The sequence below is a fragment of the Bacillus sp. CGMCC 1.60114 genome, from assembly GCF_042676365.1.
GTDB classification, from domain to species: domain Bacteria; phylum Bacillota; class Bacilli; order Bacillales; family Bacillaceae_G; genus Bacillus_A; species Bacillus_A rhizoplanae_A.
In genome coordinates, this window is sequence record NZ_JBHTHG010000118.1 from 21,669 (window position 1) to 40,398 (window position 18,730).

The window sequence follows — 18,730 nt, forward strand, 5'->3', positions numbered from 1 at the left end:
CTCTCCTCTCTCACCGTATTCCTATGAAAAGAATAGGAACAGCTAAAACGGCAATATATACAACTGCTGCAACAATACATATAAATTCTATAACAAACCCTTTTTTAAAATAAGCAAATAACATAAGGGTGTTTTTGAAATCAATCATTGGTCCAAACACTAAAAATGCCAGCAAAGAAGAGGCAGAAAATGTATGACTTAAAGAGGCGGCTATGAAAGCATCAGCCTCTGAACAAACAGAAAGAACGAATCCAAACCCCATCATGACAAGGGGGGACAGATGTATATTTGAAGCAAGTCCCATCAGAAAACTACGATCAAAAAACGTTTGAAAGAGACTAGCGGCAAAAGCGCCTATAAGAAGAAACTTTCCTGTATCAAAAAATTCATCGCTGGCATGATACAATGTTTCTTGCCAACGGCTTCTATGAACATGATGAGTTCCATGATGATGTGTTTCTGGTTTCTTGCTTTCGCGTAATACATCGCTGTTTCCGTATAGAAAATAAACGATAAGTCCAATAATTACAGATACAAAACCTGCAAGTCCCAAGCGATAATAAGCCATGTTGGGAAATGTTGAGAATGCATAGTACGTTGAGGCAAATACAATAGGATTAATAATAGGTGTACTTACTAAAACAACCATTCCAACATGAAGAGGCATTCCCTTTTTAATAAGTCTTCTTACAATAGGTACAATGGCGCACTCGCAGACGGGAAAAATAAGTCCTACGAGTGCTGCAGGAATAATGGCAAGAAGATAATTCTTAGGAAGCACTTTTTTTAATGTATCCTCTGAAATAAATGTTTGGATAAAAGCCGAAATAAATACACCAATTAACACAAACGGAATGGCTTCAAAAAAAATACTTAAAAAAATCGTATTTACATTTAACCAACTTGTCGGAATGACGCTTTTTAAATAAGTAAGATTTGTATAATCAATAAAGAAAAAAAGAAATATAAAAAGTGTTATCAATAAAATTCCAATTATCATCTTATAATTTTTTGATAAAGGCAATGTAATTTCTCCTTGTTGTACTATCCATCTGTAAACGAAAACACGTTTAATACTCTTAGCTTTAAAAGGGAAGTTAATGTTGTTCTTACATCTTCTTGGATTGTACAACCAATACACCCATTTAATAGTTAGAAAACGTAATCATTTCGATTTGGATTATAACAAGTATATAGTCATAGGTACATACTATATACTGACGCTGCATTGTGAAAATATTGTACGAATTGTAAGAAAGAATGCTCGTATTATAGAAAACAGCCTATTTGATGAGACAAGTAGAGTTAACTGACTAATGGATAAATGAAATATTTTTTGTGTCAGTTTTTATAGTTTATTAGACACATTGAATTTTAATAATGAGATGTATAGAATATACAGTTTATCCCGTATTAACGGGCAGTAAGCCCCCTACCTCAAGATTGAGAGAAAAGCGAAGAAGATAGGTGGGAGATAACTGCTGGCATGCGCCCGATTGGTTCAAATAACCATCAGTGGGGGATGAAGAAAACCCCACTGATGGAAGTTTCACTTTATGTAAAGGGGAGAGGTAGGTGAGTATAAATATGCTTACTTCTGCGATGAAACATATGTACTTGTTAATAGAAAACACAGGAAGCCTGAGAGGATTTTACTTGGTATATGCTATTAATGTTATTTTAAGTTGTATCTCAGTTGAATTCCAAAAGTGTATTTCTAAATAAGGTATGAGTTTTTTTATCCCTAGACGAACCTAAAACCGAAGGAATGGACAAGGAGGGGACTTATCCCATGGGATTTCTGGCTTCTTGTCTTTTGCTAGGAGAATCAAATATGTAAGTGAAAATTAATTTCGGTTTTTAGAGAGGGACAATTCAAGACAAGTTTAAGGTCTTCGGCTTTTAGTGTATAGATATTGAGATGCACTTTCAAAGTTTGATAGGGATTTTTGTAATTTGTATAGTTCGTATGTTGGAGAAGGGGTACTGATGGTAAAACGTGGATTTTATACGCTAAGGATATGCAGGATTTCATGCAGGCTACGAGAACGGTTTGAACTGTCAAATGCTGTTGTGACAGGGAGGTATGAAATCCTGCATACAGCGGAAAGAACGGAAGGCTGACAAACTCTTGGTATGAATGGCTTTCTAGGATTTGGTTACTGCTGATAATGATGTGTTATGTAAACTTCACATGAATACGGTATGCATTGTTTCTTGTTCAACTAACGGGGCAGAATAGTTGAACAACTTCGCCGTTTATTGTGGATTTAAAATAAAGTCACGATGTTTATAAAAAAGATACGATGTTTTGAATAAAGTCGCGATGTTTGCAAAAAAGTTACGATGCTTTACCCCTTTGTATATAGTTATCTAAGGGGTTTTTATAGTGAAAGGAAAAGTACGTCTGAATTAAAATGTCATTATGCATAATAGAGAACTATGTAAAGATCCTAATTGTAAATTTTGTGCTTCTAATAACCAATAAATAGAAAAGTTTAAAAAAACACATTAATTATTTAGTTTTTGATCCACTTACATATTAATCAAAAATATAATAATGGGTAAGGAGGAGAAAGATATGGCTACTATTCGTAAAGAAATCGTAATTGAAGCAAATGCTGATCAAGTATGGGACGCAGTGAGTGATATTGGTGCTGTACATCAACGGTTTGTACCAGGGTATACTTTGGATACCCAGTTAGACGGTAATGATAGAATTCTATATTTTCCACATGGAGGAGTAGTACGTGAACGGATTGTTTCGATTGATGCCAAAACATATCGGCTCTCTTATGCAGTTGTCGAAGGAAGTAATCCACCCTTAATTCATCATCATGCTTCTTTTCAAGTTTTTGCAAAGGATGAGAACGAAAGTATTCTCGTCTGGATCACTGATTTTCTACCAAATCATACAGAACCTGAAATGAGAATCCGCATTGATCGAGCATCTCAAGTAATAAAGCAGACCATTGAGAAGGAAGTAAAATAGTAAACTTAGAAAAATAATATTGAGCCATCATCGCTCAATCAATCTAGATTGTGAAATATTGTATTTAAAGTAACGGGTAGCGTTAGTTGAAGAAGAATTAAGTGATTTTAGGATTGAGATCATATTTTAGTTATTCCATTAAAGGGCGCGATTGTGGAGCAACATAGATAGGAAATGATCAAACTTTTTTATAAAAAGAAGGAGCCGATTAAAAATATTAAGAGCGTTTATCAAGGTTATTAGTATCAATTTGATCAAACTTTATTTTAAAGCAACATTTATTAAAAGGAACTGCACTACATTAAACAATTACCATATAAAAGAGGTTTATAGCCCAACAAGGATAGATCTGTCTCATTACCTCATACGCACTAATATTGCTCAACTAAAGGAATTTGTTGTGGAATGATGCCATTGGTCCTTTCTTACGTGTTTATAGGAAGTGTGAAGAAATTCAATTAGAAGGAAAGAGATATGTATTAGTAGAAATAGCATTTATCAATGTAAATAATTGGAGGGGTAAATATGCCATATATTAATCTTCAAATAACGAAGGGTGCAACTCGTGAACAAAAAGCTCAAATAGTAAAAGAATTTACAACTACTCTTGTTAACGTACTCGGTAAAAAGCCAGAACATACTCATATCGTTATCCAAGAAATTGAGGATGAAAACTGGGGGTTTTCTGGAATATTGACTGATGATTTTCGAAAGATGTCGTAAATATTTTGCTATAGGGTCTCGAATGTTCAATAAAGGGTAGCATCAGGATTTTGACAATTTACAACGCTAAGACAGAAAACTTTGTATCAATAGGGTTTAATCTATTGGGACCTAACCAATTTTGTGTTAAATAAAGCTTGCTAGTGTCTCATATGATTTGTCTCAAAAGTCTTATCGTTGTTAAATCCTTCATTTTTAACGTTGCAAACAGCTTAACGTTGTAAATCCGCATTTTCGGGACGCTACCCCATTATAGAAATGTTCATCTACTGTTAAGTATAATTAGACGTATTAATGTTCCAGAAAATCAAACAAAAATCAAAGGATTAATTATTGTACAACAAACTTATTTACCGAAATGGAGGACCATTATGAAAATAAATACCGTTAAACAAAATAATATTGAAATTGCTGTTATAAGCAGTAGCGAGATACTAATAAAAGATGTTCAGTCGGCATTGGATTTTATGGCGACAGTAGCGTATGAAACTGGCTGTAACCGTATAATTTTGAATAAATCGGCAATATGTGAGGACTTTTTTCATTTAAGTACGAAACTTGCAGGGGAAATATTACAAAAGTTTATCAATTATCATGTGAAAATAGCTGTTATAGGGAACTTTTCTGTATATTCAAGTAAGAGTTTGAAGGACTTTATCTATGAGAGCAATAAAGGGAAGGATATATTTTTCTTTCCAGATGAAAAGCAGGCAATTGAAAAATTAAGTTTAGTGTAATCATTACTAAAGAACATAATTCTTTTTATATATCAAGGATTGTGAAAGGTTGTACTTAAGGTAGCGGAGTCTGTTAGTTAAACAACAATGGAGGAAGCTCCTTAAAATAGGGTTTCCTTTAATTTTCTCCAATTTTCAACATTAAAATTTAACAGAGCCAAAATAATAACTACCGATAACACTGATTATGTGAAAAGAGAGTAGTCCGTAATCATGTTAATAATGTAATATGATAACTAACAGACGAGAGATGCATGTCCAAAAGTTTCTCCGCATGAAAAATATGAACAGTGGGAAGAAGTATTAAAAACTAACTAATAAAAACAAGACCCCTAACTCATTTATAGTTAGGGGGTCTTGTTTTTGTACAAGGATAGAAAAATTTAATAGTTTACTAGCTATTTCTTAAATCGGAACGGAACAGTTGAAACGATAACATTCTTTTTATATAAAAGGTATACCCTTAATAAAACACTTGATTGGTTGTGTAAGATGTTATGCCAACTTTTTTTGGTTATAAATTGTGGAATGAGTACAGTAACTGACTGATGATTTTCCTGTGCTTTATCTTGAATCATAGCTACTAATTTTGTAAGAGGTCTCATTAAGCTTCTGTAAGAAGAAACGACTGTAATAAGACGAACATCTGGTTTCCATTCTTTCCATTTTTGTTGCATTTTTATTTCACTTTCTTTGTCGAAGGCTACATATACGGCGATGACAGTATCACCAATAGCCTCGGCATAATTAATGGATTGTTCGACTACTTTTGTGATTCCTGCAACGGGTACGATGACAATGTTTCCTTCAAATTTGTGAGAAACTGCATTTGGATTGATACGTAGTTGTTCTCCAACGGAATCGTAATGTTTATAAATACGATGACAGGTGTACACAATAATTGGCAGGAATATAACGACATACCATACTTGTGTAAACTTTGTGATAAAGAAAATCAGTAATACAGATAGTGAAATAAGCGCCCCTACTAAATTTGTTAGTAATTTAGGTAACCATCCTTTTGGCTTTTCGCGTAACCATTTTACAATCATTCCTGTTTGCGACAAGGTGAAAGGAAGGAATACACCAACTGCGTATAGCGGGATTAGTTGCTCTGTTTTTCCTTGAAACGCAATTATTAAAATAATAGAAGCGATTCCTAGTGTCAAAATTCCATTTGAATATCCTAAGCGATCACCGCGCATTAAAAACATGCGAGGCATGTATTTATCTGATGCTAGGTTGAAAGCTAATAATGGGAATGCAGAGAATCCTGTATTAGCAGCTAATACTAAAATAAGTGCTGTTGTTCCTTGTATAAAGTAGTAAACATAATTTCTTCCGAATACATCTGATGCAATTTGAGATACAACAGTTTCAGTAGGCTTCGGAGCAATACCGTACCAAAATGCCAAAACCGTGATTCCAGTAAATAAGACTCCTAGAATTGTTCCCATCATAACTAATGTTTTAGCCGCATTTTTAGCAGCTGGTTCTTTAAAATTTGGAATAGCATTTGAAATAGCCTCTACCCCTGTTAATGCAGAACATCCAGATGAGAATGCCTTTAATAAAAAGAATAATGTAACGCCAGGTACTGCAGTACCAATAGGTGTATGTAAAGTTGTCGGCGCTTGTCCAGTTACAATTTTAAACACTCCAACAGTAATTAATAAAATGAGTGCTAATACGAAGAGATAGACAGGATAAGCTAGAATAGAAGCAGATTCTGTTACTCCTCTAAGATTCAAGATTGTAATGAAAATAACAAGTATGACCGCGATTGGAACGGTATACTGATGTAAAGCCGGAAACGCAGACGTAATCGCATCTGTTCCCGCTGATACACTTACAGCTACGGTAAGGATATAATCTACCAGTAAGGAGCCGCCAGCAACGAGTCCGGCATTTATACCTAAATTTGTCTTAGAAACAACGTAAGCTCCTCCTCCATGCGGATAGGCAAAAATAATCTGTCTGTACGATAAAATAAGTGCGGTTAATAAAATAAGAACCCCAATTGCAATTGGAATAGAGTACCAAAAGGCAATCGATCCAAGTGCTGCAAGAATAATTAAAATCTGCTCCGTTCCATAAGCAACGGAAGAAAGAGCATCGGATGAAAGAATAGCCAATGCCTTTAGCTTATTTAATTTTTGTTCGCCTAAGGCGTTTGATTTAAGGGGTCTACCAATTAAAAACCTTTTGAACGATGAAAACATGGATGCACCACCAATATATAAATTTTCCAATGAACAGAATATCACAATTGGTAGCAAGTGAATAGATATTTTTATTATGAAATTTGTATCCTTTTATAATAAATTGACGAAACAGTGACAGAATCACTTTTTTACTACATAAAAAGAATGGATATAGCCGAGATAGAAAGAAAGGGATTAAGTCACTTTTCATTGTATTGGGAAGCTGATGAATGATTGTATATATAGTAATTTGAAATAAAATTCAACAAAACTCTTTTTCTATCATTTCGTATTATTCATTCTTGCATTGTATAATAAATAAGCAAAGTATCAAGGATATATTACCTAAAGTAAATGGTGTAGCTTGTGATACGTATTGGTATTCTTTAATGAGATATGTATACAAAAAATACTGAAAATTATGTTAAAATAATGTTAATCGTTTGAAAAGGGGGATTCTATTATGAAAAAAGATCGTCTTGCAAAAGTAGATTTAACCAAAAAAATTGAATCGAAACAAAAATATAATAAGAAGCTTGAAAAGTATCAAATGCGTTTACTAGCGTTGCAGCAGATTTTACGAGAAGAAAAAATAGCCGTTATTTTGGCTATGGAAGGATGGGATGCTGCTGGAAAGGGGGGAGCAATTAAACGAATTACCGAGCATCTTGATCCGCGTGGCTTGCAAGTAAATCCAATTGGTGCGCCTGCTCCTCATGAAAAACGTTATCATTATCTGCAACGATTTTGGCGGAAAATCCCGCAATATGGCCAAATCACTATTTTCGATCGCTCTTGGTACGGTCGTGTATTGGTTGAACGTGTAGAGGATTTTGCTACAAAAGAAGAGTGGACTAGAGCATACGATGAAATCAATGATTTTGAAAAACTATTAACAGATGATCATTACATAGTAGCGAAATTTTTCTATCACATTAGCAAAGATGAACAGTTAGCGCGATTTAAAGAGCGAGAGCAAAATCCTCTTAAGAAATGGAAAATTACAGATGAAGATTGGCGAAATCGCGAAAAGTGGGATGAATATGTCGAGGCAATGGAAGATATGTTTGAAAAAACAGATAAACCGAATGCAAGGTGGAATATTATACCTGGCAATGATAAATTGTATGCGCGTGTAAAAACATTGAAAGTGATAATTTCATTAATTGAGGACTATTTCTCAGAACATGGTATAGAACTGCCATCATACTATCATGAAATGAAAGAAGCAAAGCAAGAGGAAACTGAACCAGTACAAGATATAAGTCGTTAAATTTGTACGGAATGAATCTTGTTAACTGATTATGGTATTACTTTTATGTATTAATATATATAAAGTGGGACTAAGTACTCACCGCATCCAAGTCGTTCTCTTTCGTTTGTTGTAGGAGTATTCATAATAAGACGCATGGGCAAAAAATGATGAATAAAATAGAAAAATAACGATTTTTTTGTGGAAGTAAATGGAGTTTTCATTCTTGTGTCAGCTATATAAATGTGTTAAAATTTATGTAACTTTTAATGAACGGAGGGGTCTCCTTTGATCTTAATCAGATTACGTCTCAATACTTTGTGCCGATAATTGAATAGCGCTCAAAGGCTCTGTCTGTGTGCAGAGTGAACGGGATTGGTCTGTCTCTTTAAAGGAACCCTATTAAACTTATATGTGAAAAGAGGGAGGGACGAATACGCCCTCTTTTTGTTTTGCCTTTAAAAACAGAATGATACGATGCATGTATACAAACGATTTTTAGGATTGGTGTATTATGCTGGGTTTGACGACCATTGAACAAGCTAGAGGCGATGTTTTTATGCTTATTTGTCGTGCTCTCATCCGTTTATGAAAAACACAGGCAGTAGCTTGTGTTTTTTATTTTGCGCGTAATCGAAATGGAGGAATAAATATATGGAAGAATTAGTACAAAAAGCAATATTAGTCGGAGTGAATTTAAATAGTCAAAGTGATTTCGAATATTCAATGGAGGAGTTAGCGAATTTAGCGGAAGCGTGCGATGTGGAAGTGATAGGGCAAGTTACACAAAATTTACATCGTGTGAATCCATCCCATTATATTGGAACGGGTAAAATTGAAGAAGTGTCAGCGTTTGTGAAAGAAGCAGATGCAAATTTGGTAATTTTCAACGATGAGTTATCTCCTTCACAAATCCGAAATTTGGAAGCAGATATAGATTGTAAAGTGATTGATCGTACGATTTTAATTTTAGATATTTTTGCGCAGCGTGCAAAGACAAAAGAAGCGCAATTACAGGTTGAAGTTGCGCATTTACAATATATGATGCCTCGTTTAATTGGCCTGCGAGAATCGCTTGGAAGACAAAGCGGCGGTGTTGGTACGAGAAATAAAGGTGTCGGGGAAAAGAAATTAGAGCTTGATCGCCGTAAGATTGAAGAGCAAATTGCAGCGTTAAATAAAGAATTAGAAGCACTTACTTTGCATCGTCAAACGCAGCGTAAACAACGTAAGAAAAATGAAGTACCTGTGGTTTCCTTAGTAGGATATACAAACGCTGGTAAATCAACAACGATGAATGCGATGCTTGAAATGTTTAATGGATCTGCAGAGAAACAAGTATTTGAGAAAGATATGTTATTTGCGACGCTTGAAACAGCTGTGCGATATATTCAATTGCCAGATAACAAATCATTTTTATTAACAGATACAGTTGGGTTCGTAAGTAAATTACCGCATCATCTTGTGAAAGCGTTCCGTTCGACGTTAGAAGAAGTAGCGGAGGCTGATTTGCTCATTCATGTTGTGGATTATGCGAATCCAAACTATGAGCATCTCATTGATATTACAAATCAAACGTTAAAACAAATCGGTGTTGAAAATATCCCAACGATTTATGCTTATAATAAAGCGGATATGATGGATATTGCAATTCCGAAGGTACAAGATAATCGTGTGTATTTGTCTGCTAAACAAAAAGTAGGTATAGATGAGCTTGTACAAATGATTCGCACGCAAATTTATCAAGATTATACACAATGTGAAATGTTAATTCCGTATGATCAAGGGCAGCTAATTTCTTATTTTAACGAACATGCTAATGTCTTATCGACGGACTACGAAAATGAAGGTACGAAAATTACCGTGGAATGTAAAACGAGTGATTTTGAAAAATATAAAAAGTATGTAATACGCTAAAGAGTTCGTTTGAAATATGAAGAGAAGAGTTGCTGTATAGCAACTCTTCTTTTTCGTTATTTTTTCTTTGCATATACACATGTATCTCGTAATTCAGTACCATCTACAGATACACTGTTATTCTCTAAAATGCCCTCCAATTTAAAGCCTAGTTTTTCGGGTATAGCACGGCTTTTTACATTTTTTGAGTCACACCGAATTTCTACTCGATTAGCACTTAATTCGTTAAAGGCAAAATCTACAATTCCTGTAACGGCTTCTGTCATGTATCCTTGCCCGCTAAAACGGGAATGAATCCAATAACCAATCTCAAATTTCGGAATATCCCAGTTAATACGATGTAATCCTGAAGAGGCAACAAATTCACCTGTTTCTTTCAGGAAAACGAGTAAACGTAAATCTTCGCGTGCCAAGAATTTTACGTGAGAATCTCTAATGTTTGCTTCTACTTCTTGTTCCGTTTGTTCTTTTTGAGCAAAAGGCATCCAAGGTTTTAATTCTTCAATAGACTCATTGATCGCTTCAAATACTTCTTTTCCATCTTCAGGTCTTGGCATTCGTATGAGAAGCCTCTCTGTATAAAATTCAGAAGGGAAGTTTAATAATAATGGATTCATATTAAATGCTCCTTACTTGTTCTTTTATATTATGATACTTGAATGGGTGTATATGGTAAAAGGTTTTCTGAATTTTAAAAACTAATAAAAAGGGTATTTACTAGATTTCAACTTTTACGTGTTTTTCATACGACAGTAAGCAGAGAAGTGGAAAAAGGTGAAAAAGAGGTATAAAATAGGTTTTGTTTAAAAAGTCAGAAAAATAAGCGGTGTATGAAATATATGCACAGGCTATTTTCAGCACAGAAGGAGAGGAGCGTGTAACATGCAGATAGCACAAAAGCCGAATGCGATGACTACACCAACGATTTACCGTATTTTATTTGCGATTAGCTTCGGTCATTTTCTTAATGACTCGATGCAGGCAGTTGTGCCAGCGCTATTTCCAATTTTGGAAAAGTCGATGAATTTATCTTATATGCAAGTTGGTTGGATTGCCTTTGCTTTGAATATGACATCATCCATTATGCAGCCAATGTTTGGAATGTATTCAGATAAGAAGCCTTCCCCGTATTTACTGCCACTTGGAATGCTCTCAAGCATGCTTGGGATGATTGGACTTGCGTTTGCACCGAACTTTTTTATTGTTATTTTATCCGTTTTATTTATTGGGCTTGGCTCAGCTGTGTTTCATCCAGAAGGTGCACGAGTTGCTTATATGGCAGCAGGAGCAAAGCGTGGTTTAGCACAATCAATATATCAAGTAGGGGGAAATACAGGGAATTCACTTGCGCCAATTTTTACGGCACTCGTATTTGTTCCACTTGGCCAAATCGGTACGGTTTGGTTTACGGGCTTTGCGGTAGTTGGCATTGTTTTATTATACTTTGTTTCTACATGGTATAAAGGGGAGTTAGCAAGCGGGGCTGTAAGAAGGAAGAAACGAGCTGCACTAGAAGCTGAGAATCTAGTGATAAGCAGCCGTGTTAAGTTTGTTATTATTTTACTTGTATTTTTAACGTTTGTTCGTTCGTGGTATGGAGCTGGGATTGGGAATTTTTATCAATTTTATTTAATTGAGCATTACGGACTATCTATTAAAAATGCACAGTTTTATGTGTTTGCTTTCATGATTGCCGGTGTACTTGGAACGTTCTTTGGAGGACCGTTAGCTGATCGGTTTGGAAAACGAAATATTATTGTCTTTTCCATGCTTGGCTCAGCGCCTCTAGCATTATTATTGCCACACGTTTCGCTTGTGTGGGTTGTCCCGTTATTTCTTTGTATTGGATTTATTAGTTCTAGTAGTTTTAGTGTTATTGTTGTGTATGCACAGGAGCTTGTTCCTGGAAAAGTTGGTATGGTATCTGGTTTAATCGTCGGACTCGCATTTGGACTTGGAGCATTAGGAGCGGTTGTACTTGGTAAATTAGCAGATATATATAGTCTTAACTTTATTATGCTGCTATGTAGTATGTTGCCGTTAATTGGTTTATCATCATGGTTACTGCCAAATGATCGTAAAACGACGTAGAAATGGATGGAAGAGGAGCTCTGAATATGAAAGTGTATCATAACGTTACAGAATTAATTGGGAATACACCTGTCATACGTTTATCTCGGGCTGTGCGAAAAGATGCCGCCGATGTATATGTAAAATTAGAGATGTTTAACCCGTCACGTAGCGTGAAGGACCGTGCAGCTTATAATTTAATTCATATGGCAGAAGAAAATGGATTCATACGACCTGGAGATACAATTATTGAACCGACAAGTGGTAATACTGGAATAGGATTGGCGATGAATGCAGCAGCGAAAGGGTATAAAGCAATTCTTATTATGCCTGATAATATGTCCAAAGAGCGCATTAACTTGCTGAAGGCATATGGAGCTGAAGTAGTACTTACACCAGCTGCTGAACGGATGCCAGGGGCAATTGCAAAAGCATTGGAATTGCAGCAACAAATTCCAGGCAGCTTTATTCCGCAGCAGTTTGAGAATAAAGCAAATCCTGATATTCATCGCACTACAACAGCAGTTGAAATTTATAAACAAATGAACGGTGAATTAGATGCATTTGTCGCAACTGCTGGAACAGGTGGAACCATTACAGGGACAGGAGAAACATTGCGAGAAAAGCTTCCTGATTTGTATATCGCAGTTGTGGAACCGAAAGGATCTCCCGTTTTATCGGGTGGTACTCCGGGCCCGCATAAATTAGTGGGAACAAGTCCAGGGTTTATTCCAAAAAACTTGAATACAGAGATTTATAATGAAATTATTCAAATTGCTGATGAAGATGCAATTGAGACGATGAGGAAGCTTGCGAAAGAAGAGGGGATTTTAGTAGGACCATCATCAGGAGCTTCTGTGTTTGCTGCGATTACACTAGCGAAAAGACTAGGTGTTGGGAAAAAAGTATTATGTATTGCACCAGATACAGGAGAGCGGTATTTGAGTATGGGGCTATTTGAATGATTGCTATGAAAGAGGATGTATATGAAACATACATCCTCTTTTTCTGCTTGTCATAGTTTCAGTATGCAACATCATTTTTATGAGTTTTCTTAAAGTGAAGCACTCGTTAGTTTGGAGGTATTGACCTTTTAGGTAATTCCCTCTTAGCTAGAATGGAATATTTTCCTGGATTTCTTATATAGAAGTGAGGTACTTCACATAAATATGGAATTGTACAAAAATAAAAATACATATTCATTACATCCTATCATCTCTCGATAGAATTTTTTATTTTTTAGAAGGGAATTTTAAATTATTACTGAATGTAATAGATTGGATAGAAAAAATATTAAAAATGATATAGTGATTAAGCAACTGAAACTCTACTGTTGTTGGAAGCGAGTAACCTAGACTCTTTAGTTCAATTTGAGATTTAATATCTGGTGATGTAATCTTGACATGCTACATTGGGCATTGAGCTTTAACAGAAACTTGGGGATGAGAAGCCTTGGCGATGGAAAGGATTAGGAATCTCGGATTTGGTATTTACTTATATAAGGGAGTGGAAAAGTCTATGATTAGTAAAGTCGGTCAAATTATGTTGTATGTAAATAACCAAGATGAGGCAGTAGATTTTTGGACAGAAAAAGTAGGATTTAGTGTAATTTATGAAGAAAATAACGGTCAAGGAATGAGATGGATTGAAATTGCTCCAACAAAGGGTGCAGGAACAAGCATCATTCTGCACAATAAGGAATTCGTTGCTAAAATGTCACCTGAATTAAATCTTGGTACACCTTCTTTAATGTTTTTTTCGGAAAATCTCGATGAATTACGTAGCAACTTATCAAATAAAAATATCAAAGTCGGAGAAATTGTAAATATGCCTTCTGGCAGAGTATTTAACTTTGCAGATAATGAAGAAAATTACTTTGCTGTAATGGAAAAAAAGTAATTTTATAATATATGGAATAATGGTCAACCATTGCTTATGTACCTTTTATGGAACTGAGAATGGAACCAATATCCATTTTAGACGGCTGACAGGAATAGCCGGTCGCCTTTTCCGTTACAAGGAGACGTTTCTTCAATAAGCCTTTATAAATAATTCATTTCTCTAGGTCTATTAAATTGCCAAGATCCCTGCTTTTTGAACAAAAGCAGGGATCTTTTCTATGTTTAATATCGTACTTATTTGTTAAACACTACACTACATTTAAGAAATTTATATTTTTAATTTGTTTTTTTACTCAAAACAGACCAGTGTGTTGGACGAGAAAGCAAATGAGGCAATTTTGTGTGTGCATCGCCCTTCGCCGAGTTAATTTGAACTTGGGTGAGAAAAATACTCTCTGTGAGATTTGCTCCTCTAAGGTCGGCGTCTCGTAAATCAGCACCGATCAGGTCAGCTGCTCTCAAATCGGCGCCTCGGAGGTCGGCTGCAATAAGGAATGCTCCTCTTAAATTTGCTCCTCTGAGATCTGCTCCTTTAAGCTTTGCACCCATGAGATCTGCTCCCCGATGGTTAATCCTCTTGCTTTTTTTTGAATTCTTATGTTGGCGACGTGCCTCCGTCCATACTAGTTCGCTTGTCTTTAAAAGCAGAGCGTTGATATTTGCTCGGTGTAATGGAACGTCTAGCTCCATGAGTGAATCGGGACTCAGTTGAGAAAGTCGTTCCGTCTCATCAAGCGCGAGGCTAAGCTCTCGGTGAATCGGACGAGTTGCTTTCAGCGTTAAGGCTTCAGTTAAATACCAGAGCATTTCATGGAGTTGTTGCATAATTGGAAACACATTGTACATTTTCTGCGCCTTTTTTGGATCTTTAAGCCAGTCTACTCCTTCGAAAGTGACTTGGGAAACCTTTTGTCCTGCGCCGAAGCATTCAAAAACGGTGCATCCTTTAAACCCTTGCTGTCTGAGGTCTTTATGAATACTGCAGCGAAAGTCCGCTTGCAGATTAGGGCAGGGTTTGCCACCATCTTTATCAATTGCAAAATCTGCCGAAGCTGCGAAGGGGAGTGCAACACAACATAAGGCGAAACAGTTTTCACAGTCAGCGCGCAAATTGTTACGACTCAAGTCGCGTTTTGGATAATCATGGTTCTCAATCAATATGTGGACCTCCTTAGTTTCCGTATTAATTTTATAAATTAATATATGAGATTAATAGTTTGGTTGTTGCTTCATTTATGTTAAAAAGCGCCTTCCAATTTAAATACTATTACTGAATAATTTCCCAGTCAATTATTGGTTATATTTAGGGGGAGTTTTAGAAAAGATGTCTTTTAGATAAGTATTTACTATAACTAACTACTACGTTAGTGTAATGTGAGAAAATAAGCTGTTCAACTGTAGTTCAAATAAATATCGTACATAGTATATCACCTTCTAAAATGGTAGTTACTTTATTTTGATAAAAAAAGGTGTAACTTACAAATGTAAGTTACACCTTTTCAATGCTTATCGTTTTAATTTTTTCAACAATGGCAGGCGATTGATACGATCACCAAGAATGTCAGAAGCAAGTCCACTTGTAAATACAAAAGCAAAGTAAACAAGTCCGCCAAGGGCACCGCATACGACTACAATTATTAAAGACTCTATATATGTTTGTCCTGGGATTAACCATTTTAATAACGTTTTTGCCCCAACTACTACAGCAGACATTGCTGCAGAGTAAATTGTAATAAGTAATACGGTTTTACCTGTCTCTATAATGTTAAACTTTGTATATTTCACAATGCAATATAACATGATTACATCAGAAACGAGGTAACCAAGTATAGTTCCTAATACAGCACCGTGTCCACCTAGCGCATATAGAAGTGGTGTATTGACAAGAACTTTTACAATGATACCTGCAGTAAAAGCAATCATCGTTTTACGCTGATAATCAATACCCTGTAAGATAGCTGCTGATACGGTGAAAATAGCGCTCATTACAGCAGATGGTGCAAATGAGATCAAATATTGTGATCCGTCTAATGCTGTATTGTGATCAAAATAAACCATACGGAATGCATCATAAGCGATGCTAGCAAGTCCAAATGATGCTGGAATTGTGAAAAATAATAATATTGTAAATATCTTTTCAATTTGATTTTGCAACTCATCTAATTTCCCACCCGTAAATGACTGTGTAATTGCCGGGATGATTGAGAGCGAAAATCCTGTTGCCAGTGATGCTGGTATCATAATAAGTTTTTGAGCATAGTTCGTAATGTAAGCAAAAACAGCATTTGCTTTATTTAGTGGTGTGCCTATTGCTTGCAGTGCATCGGCAACCGTATATTGATCCACTAATGTATAAAGTGGAATGGCAATACCGACAAAAACAATTGGAATCGCATAGCGAAGCAGTTCCATATACATCTTTGTTAAGGGAACCGAAGAAGAGCGCACCTTTCGTTCACCTTCTGGCGCGCGTAGTCCATTATACTTTTTCCAATACATAACGAGCATGGAAACACTGGCAATTGCTCCAATAACAGCGCCAAATGTTGCGACTGCTACAGAAGATGCAACCGATCCGCCTAATATTTTAGAAACAACAAAGCTTCCAACTAAAATAAAAATAACGCGAGCAATTTGCTCTACAACTTGTGAAACAGCACTTGGTTTCATATGCTGAAAACCTTGGAAATAACCACGTGTCACGCTCATCGCTGGCACGATAATAAGTGCAAAACTTAGCGCACGCATTGTTAGTGTTACATCCTCAACGAATCCAGGCTCTGGTGTTTTAGAGCGAATAATTAATTCGGATACATAAGGTGCCCCGAAAAATAAAATTAAGAAACCAAGGAATCCCATAACCATCATTACTTTTAAGCTTGAATTATATAATTTTTTACTTGTGTTGTAATCTCCTAAAGCGTTATATTTGGCAACAAATTTTGAAACGGCGATAGGGATACCTGCTGTTGAAAAGCTTAATAAAATTCCATACCAGGAGTATGCATAAGAATATAAAGCAACTCCATCACTCCCAACTAAAGCTTGAAATGGGAAGAAATAAATAAAACCTAAAATACGTGAAATCATTGTGGCGCCGCTTAGTAAGGCAGTGCCTTTTAATACTTTTGAAGTAGACAAAATACTTCCTCCTACTCATGTTGCTTAAGAATCATCTTTTTCTACTATAAACTTGTCTCGGTATTTTATAAAGTAAAATACTAAAATAATTATTACAGTATTTTTACAAAGTGTGTTTGTTTGAGGGATTTTAGTAGGAAGTTCCAATTTTATAAAAAGTAGGATAAGTTTGTTTTTTTAGGATTAGCCTTTTCAATTGTAGCTTAAATGCTTCTTAATAATACAATTGTTAAAAAGGCATGAAGATGCAATTAGGAAAAATTTATCATATAATAAGTATGATTCCAAAGGGATATTGGGAGGTGTTGATATGGCAATTATAATGAAATTGCTAGATACTGCAGCGTCTCATGCAAAGCCAAGTATGGAAAAGGCGATACTTTGCATGAGGTAGACAAAGGATTTAACATACAATCGCCTAAATGGACTTGTATCATTTCTCTTATATTTGGCTTTGCACCTTATTTAGATGAAACATAAAAAATAAGGGGCGAGCGGAAATGAAATATGTAAAAGCAGCGACTGTTTTACCTGAAAATTTGATTATAGAAATTCAAAAGTATGTGCAAGGAGAAACAATTTATATTCCAAAACCAGAAAATGCTTATCATAAGTGGGGCACGCGTTCTGGAGGGCGAAAGCAACTTGATGATCGAAATAAAGCAATTAAACATGCTTTTAAAGATGGAGTATCCATTCATCAATTAGCAGAAGAATATTTTCTTGCCGTTGAAACGATAAAAAAAATAGTGTATTCAAAATAGAAATTGTAAGCACTAATTATTGCATAAACAATAATTAGTGCTTTTTCATGTAAAGTTTGTTTCTAAATTATCCTCTGCATATTATAAAGACCGTGGATTGTATAAAATAAAAAATAGATAAACAATTTTGTATGGAGTGATAAAGATGGAAGCTTTTATTAGAAGTGATCAATATAATTTTATAAAATCACAAGCTTATATTCTAGTGAATGGACATGCAACAGCAAACGATAGAGGTGTTATTGCCGCTCTAAAGTCTCTTGCGATAGAAAAGGTGTTACATGCTTTTGAAAATCTTACTGATGAACAAAAAGAATTAATTGATATGATTTTGACGGTTGAAAATAAAGAGGGTGCAGAATCATTTTTGTTTAAGTTAACCCCATATGTAATACCGTTTCAAGAGGTGACCCAGCAAACATTAAAAAAATTATTTCCTAAGGCTAAAAAGCTTAAACTACCCGCAATGGAAGAAATCAATATGAAAGAGACATCTTACTTGAGTTGGATTGATAAAGGAACAAACAGAAAGTTCATTATAACTCGGAATAATAATAAGCTTGTAGGTATACAAGGTACATTTCAAAGTATAAACAAAAAAGGAATTTGTGCATTGTGTCACAGGCATGAAGAACTGGGAATGTTTCTTGTTGAAATAAAAGGGGATGTACAAGGTACTTTTGTTAAAAAAGGAAACTATATTTGCCAAGATAGCATAGTGTGTAATCAGAATATGACTTCACTAGATAAGTTATATGATTTTATTGAGAGATTGAGAAAATAACTTATAGTAAAAAAATAAGTACAGAAAAGGGTGATCTTTTATCATCCTTTTTATCTCGCTTTAACGGGCAGTAATACTCCCACCTCAAAATTCGGCGAAAGCATTGTCCAGCTCCAGTGGCTAGAATGTTCGGTGGCTTCGCTTCTTCCTACGAGGTAAAAACACCTCTACGTCAGAAGCTCCATCCCCCTCACATTCTGAACGAACCACTTCCGCATTTCTTCGTTGTCCAGCTCTAGTGGCTA

15 protein-coding genes are annotated in these 18,730 nt (G+C 35.4%); 10 read left to right on the forward strand and 5 right to left on the reverse strand.

The window, feature by feature from the left end:
* Positions 1-10: 10 nt before the first annotated feature.
* Positions 11-1,000 (reverse strand): permease, encoded by a 990-nt coding sequence (locus ACFQZ1_RS21450; protein WP_377884936.1) that lies wholly within the window; start codon positions 998-1,000, stop codon positions 11-13.
* Between the two features lie 1,581 nt (positions 1,001-2,581).
* Here ACFQZ1_RS21450 and ACFQZ1_RS21455 point away from each other — a divergent pair.
* The 3 genes from ACFQZ1_RS21455 (at position 2,582) to ACFQZ1_RS21465 (ending at position 4,452) form a co-directional block, all read left to right on the forward strand.
* The gene (locus tag ACFQZ1_RS21455) at positions 2,582-2,992 is read left to right on the forward strand and encodes an SRPBCC family protein (protein WP_377884188.1); all 411 of its coding nucleotides are present in this window, start codon (positions 2,582-2,584) and stop codon (positions 2,990-2,992) included.
* A gap of 525 nt (positions 2,993-3,517) precedes the next feature.
* Positions 3,518-3,715 (forward strand): tautomerase family protein, encoded by a 198-nt coding sequence (locus ACFQZ1_RS21460; RefSeq protein ID WP_377884189.1) that lies wholly within the window; start codon positions 3,518-3,520, stop codon positions 3,713-3,715.
* Positions 3,716-4,086: 371 nt separating this feature from the next.
* The gene (locus ACFQZ1_RS21465; protein WP_377884190.1) at positions 4,087-4,452 is read left to right on the forward strand and encodes a DUF4180 domain-containing protein; all 366 of its coding nucleotides are present in this window, start codon (positions 4,087-4,089) and stop codon (positions 4,450-4,452) included.
* Between the two features lie 398 nt (positions 4,453-4,850).
* Here the strand turns inward: ACFQZ1_RS21465 and ACFQZ1_RS21470 are convergent, their stop codons facing one another.
* The gene (locus tag ACFQZ1_RS21470) at positions 4,851-6,674 is read right to left on the reverse strand and encodes an APC family permease (RefSeq protein ID WP_377884191.1); all 1,824 of its coding nucleotides are present in this window, start codon (positions 6,672-6,674) and stop codon (positions 4,851-4,853) included.
* Between the two features lie 445 nt (positions 6,675-7,119).
* Between ACFQZ1_RS21470 and ACFQZ1_RS21475 the strand changes: the two genes are divergently transcribed.
* Both ACFQZ1_RS21475 and hflX read left to right on the forward strand, forming a co-directional pair.
* The gene (locus tag ACFQZ1_RS21475) at positions 7,120-7,929 is read left to right on the forward strand and encodes a polyphosphate kinase 2 family protein (protein WP_377884192.1); all 810 of its coding nucleotides are present in this window, start codon (positions 7,120-7,122) and stop codon (positions 7,927-7,929) included.
* Between the two features lie 633 nt (positions 7,930-8,562).
* The gene (hflX, locus tag ACFQZ1_RS21480) at positions 8,563-9,825 is read left to right on the forward strand and encodes a GTPase HflX (protein ID WP_377884193.1); all 1,263 of its coding nucleotides are present in this window, start codon (positions 8,563-8,565) and stop codon (positions 9,823-9,825) included.
* A 56-nt stretch (positions 9,826-9,881) separates the two neighbouring features.
* Here hflX and ACFQZ1_RS21485 read toward each other — a convergent pair whose 3' ends face one another.
* The gene (locus tag ACFQZ1_RS21485; protein WP_377884194.1) at positions 9,882-10,442 is read right to left on the reverse strand and encodes a GNAT family N-acetyltransferase; all 561 of its coding nucleotides are present in this window, start codon (positions 10,440-10,442) and stop codon (positions 9,882-9,884) included.
* A gap of 265 nt (positions 10,443-10,707) precedes the next feature.
* On the opposite strand from ACFQZ1_RS21485, the gene ACFQZ1_RS21490 reads away from it, so the two are divergent.
* The 3 genes from ACFQZ1_RS21490 to ACFQZ1_RS21500 all read left to right on the forward strand — a co-directional run bounded on the left by ACFQZ1_RS21490 (position 10,708) and on the right by ACFQZ1_RS21500 (position 13,794).
* The gene (locus ACFQZ1_RS21490; RefSeq protein ID WP_377884195.1) at positions 10,708-11,916 is read left to right on the forward strand and encodes an MFS transporter; all 1,209 of its coding nucleotides are present in this window, start codon (positions 10,708-10,710) and stop codon (positions 11,914-11,916) included.
* 26 nt (positions 11,917-11,942) lie between these two features.
* The gene (gene cysK, locus ACFQZ1_RS21495) at positions 11,943-12,860 is read left to right on the forward strand and encodes a cysteine synthase A (protein ID WP_377884196.1); all 918 of its coding nucleotides are present in this window, start codon (positions 11,943-11,945) and stop codon (positions 12,858-12,860) included.
* 553 nt (positions 12,861-13,413) lie between these two features.
* Entirely contained in the window at positions 13,414-13,794 is a 381-nt protein-coding gene (locus ACFQZ1_RS21500; protein ID WP_377884937.1) for a VOC family protein, read from the forward strand.
* 278 nt (positions 13,795-14,072) lie between these two features.
* Here the strand turns inward: ACFQZ1_RS21500 and ACFQZ1_RS21505 are convergent, their stop codons facing one another.
* Together ACFQZ1_RS21505 and ACFQZ1_RS21510 are read right to left on the reverse strand one after the other, a co-directional pair.
* Entirely contained in the window at positions 14,073-14,954 is an 882-nt protein-coding gene (locus tag ACFQZ1_RS21505) for a pentapeptide repeat-containing protein (RefSeq protein WP_377884197.1), read from the reverse strand.
* Positions 14,955-15,302: 348 nt separating this feature from the next.
* The gene (locus ACFQZ1_RS21510) at positions 15,303-16,937 is read right to left on the reverse strand and encodes a putative polysaccharide biosynthesis protein (RefSeq protein WP_377884198.1); all 1,635 of its coding nucleotides are present in this window, start codon (positions 16,935-16,937) and stop codon (positions 15,303-15,305) included.
* Positions 16,938-17,437: 500 nt separating this feature from the next.
* Here ACFQZ1_RS21510 and ACFQZ1_RS21515 point away from each other — a divergent pair, with 500 nt between their 5' ends.
* Both ACFQZ1_RS21515 and ACFQZ1_RS21520 read left to right on the forward strand, forming a co-directional pair.
* Positions 17,438-17,701, forward strand: coding sequence for a CD3324 family protein (locus tag ACFQZ1_RS21515; RefSeq protein WP_377884199.1), 264 nt, complete (start codon positions 17,438-17,440; stop codon positions 17,699-17,701).
* A gap of 145 nt (positions 17,702-17,846) precedes the next feature.
* The gene (locus tag ACFQZ1_RS21520; RefSeq protein WP_377884200.1) at positions 17,847-18,485 is read left to right on the forward strand and encodes a FusB/FusC family EF-G-binding protein; all 639 of its coding nucleotides are present in this window, start codon (positions 17,847-17,849) and stop codon (positions 18,483-18,485) included.
* The last annotated feature ends 245 nt before the right edge of the window (positions 18,486-18,730 follow it).

Excerpts from the sequence above, each read along its gene's own strand:
- ACFQZ1_RS21450 (WP_377884936.1), bottom strand. The coding sequence starts at position 1,000 with ATGATAATTGGAATTTTATTGATAACACTTTTTATATTTCTTTTTTTC.
- ACFQZ1_RS21455 (WP_377884188.1), top strand. The coding sequence starts at position 2,582 with ATGGCTACTATTCGTAAAGAAATCGTAATTGAAGCAAATGCTGATCAA.
- ACFQZ1_RS21460 (WP_377884189.1), top strand. The coding sequence starts at position 3,518 with ATGCCATATATTAATCTTCAAATAACGAAGGGTGCAACTCGTGAACAA.
- ACFQZ1_RS21465 (WP_377884190.1), top strand. The coding sequence starts at position 4,087 with ATGAAAATAAATACCGTTAAACAAAATAATATTGAAATTGCTGTTATA.
- ACFQZ1_RS21470 (WP_377884191.1), bottom strand. The coding sequence starts at position 6,674 with ATGTTTTCATCGTTCAAAAGGTTTTTAATTGGTAGACCCCTTAAATCA.
- ACFQZ1_RS21475 (WP_377884192.1), top strand. The coding sequence starts at position 7,120 with ATGAAAAAAGATCGTCTTGCAAAAGTAGATTTAACCAAAAAAATTGAA.
- hflX (WP_377884193.1), top strand. The coding sequence starts at position 8,563 with ATGGAAGAATTAGTACAAAAAGCAATATTAGTCGGAGTGAATTTAAAT.
- ACFQZ1_RS21485 (WP_377884194.1), bottom strand. The coding sequence starts at position 10,442 with ATGAATCCATTATTATTAAACTTCCCTTCTGAATTTTATACAGAGAGG.
- ACFQZ1_RS21490 (WP_377884195.1), top strand. The coding sequence starts at position 10,708 with ATGCAGATAGCACAAAAGCCGAATGCGATGACTACACCAACGATTTAC.
- cysK (WP_377884196.1), top strand. The coding sequence starts at position 11,943 with ATGAAAGTGTATCATAACGTTACAGAATTAATTGGGAATACACCTGTC.
- ACFQZ1_RS21500 (WP_377884937.1), top strand. The coding sequence starts at position 13,414 with ATGATTAGTAAAGTCGGTCAAATTATGTTGTATGTAAATAACCAAGAT.
- ACFQZ1_RS21515 (WP_377884199.1), top strand. The coding sequence starts at position 17,438 with ATGAAATATGTAAAAGCAGCGACTGTTTTACCTGAAAATTTGATTATA.
- ACFQZ1_RS21520 (WP_377884200.1), top strand. The coding sequence starts at position 17,847 with ATGGAAGCTTTTATTAGAAGTGATCAATATAATTTTATAAAATCACAA.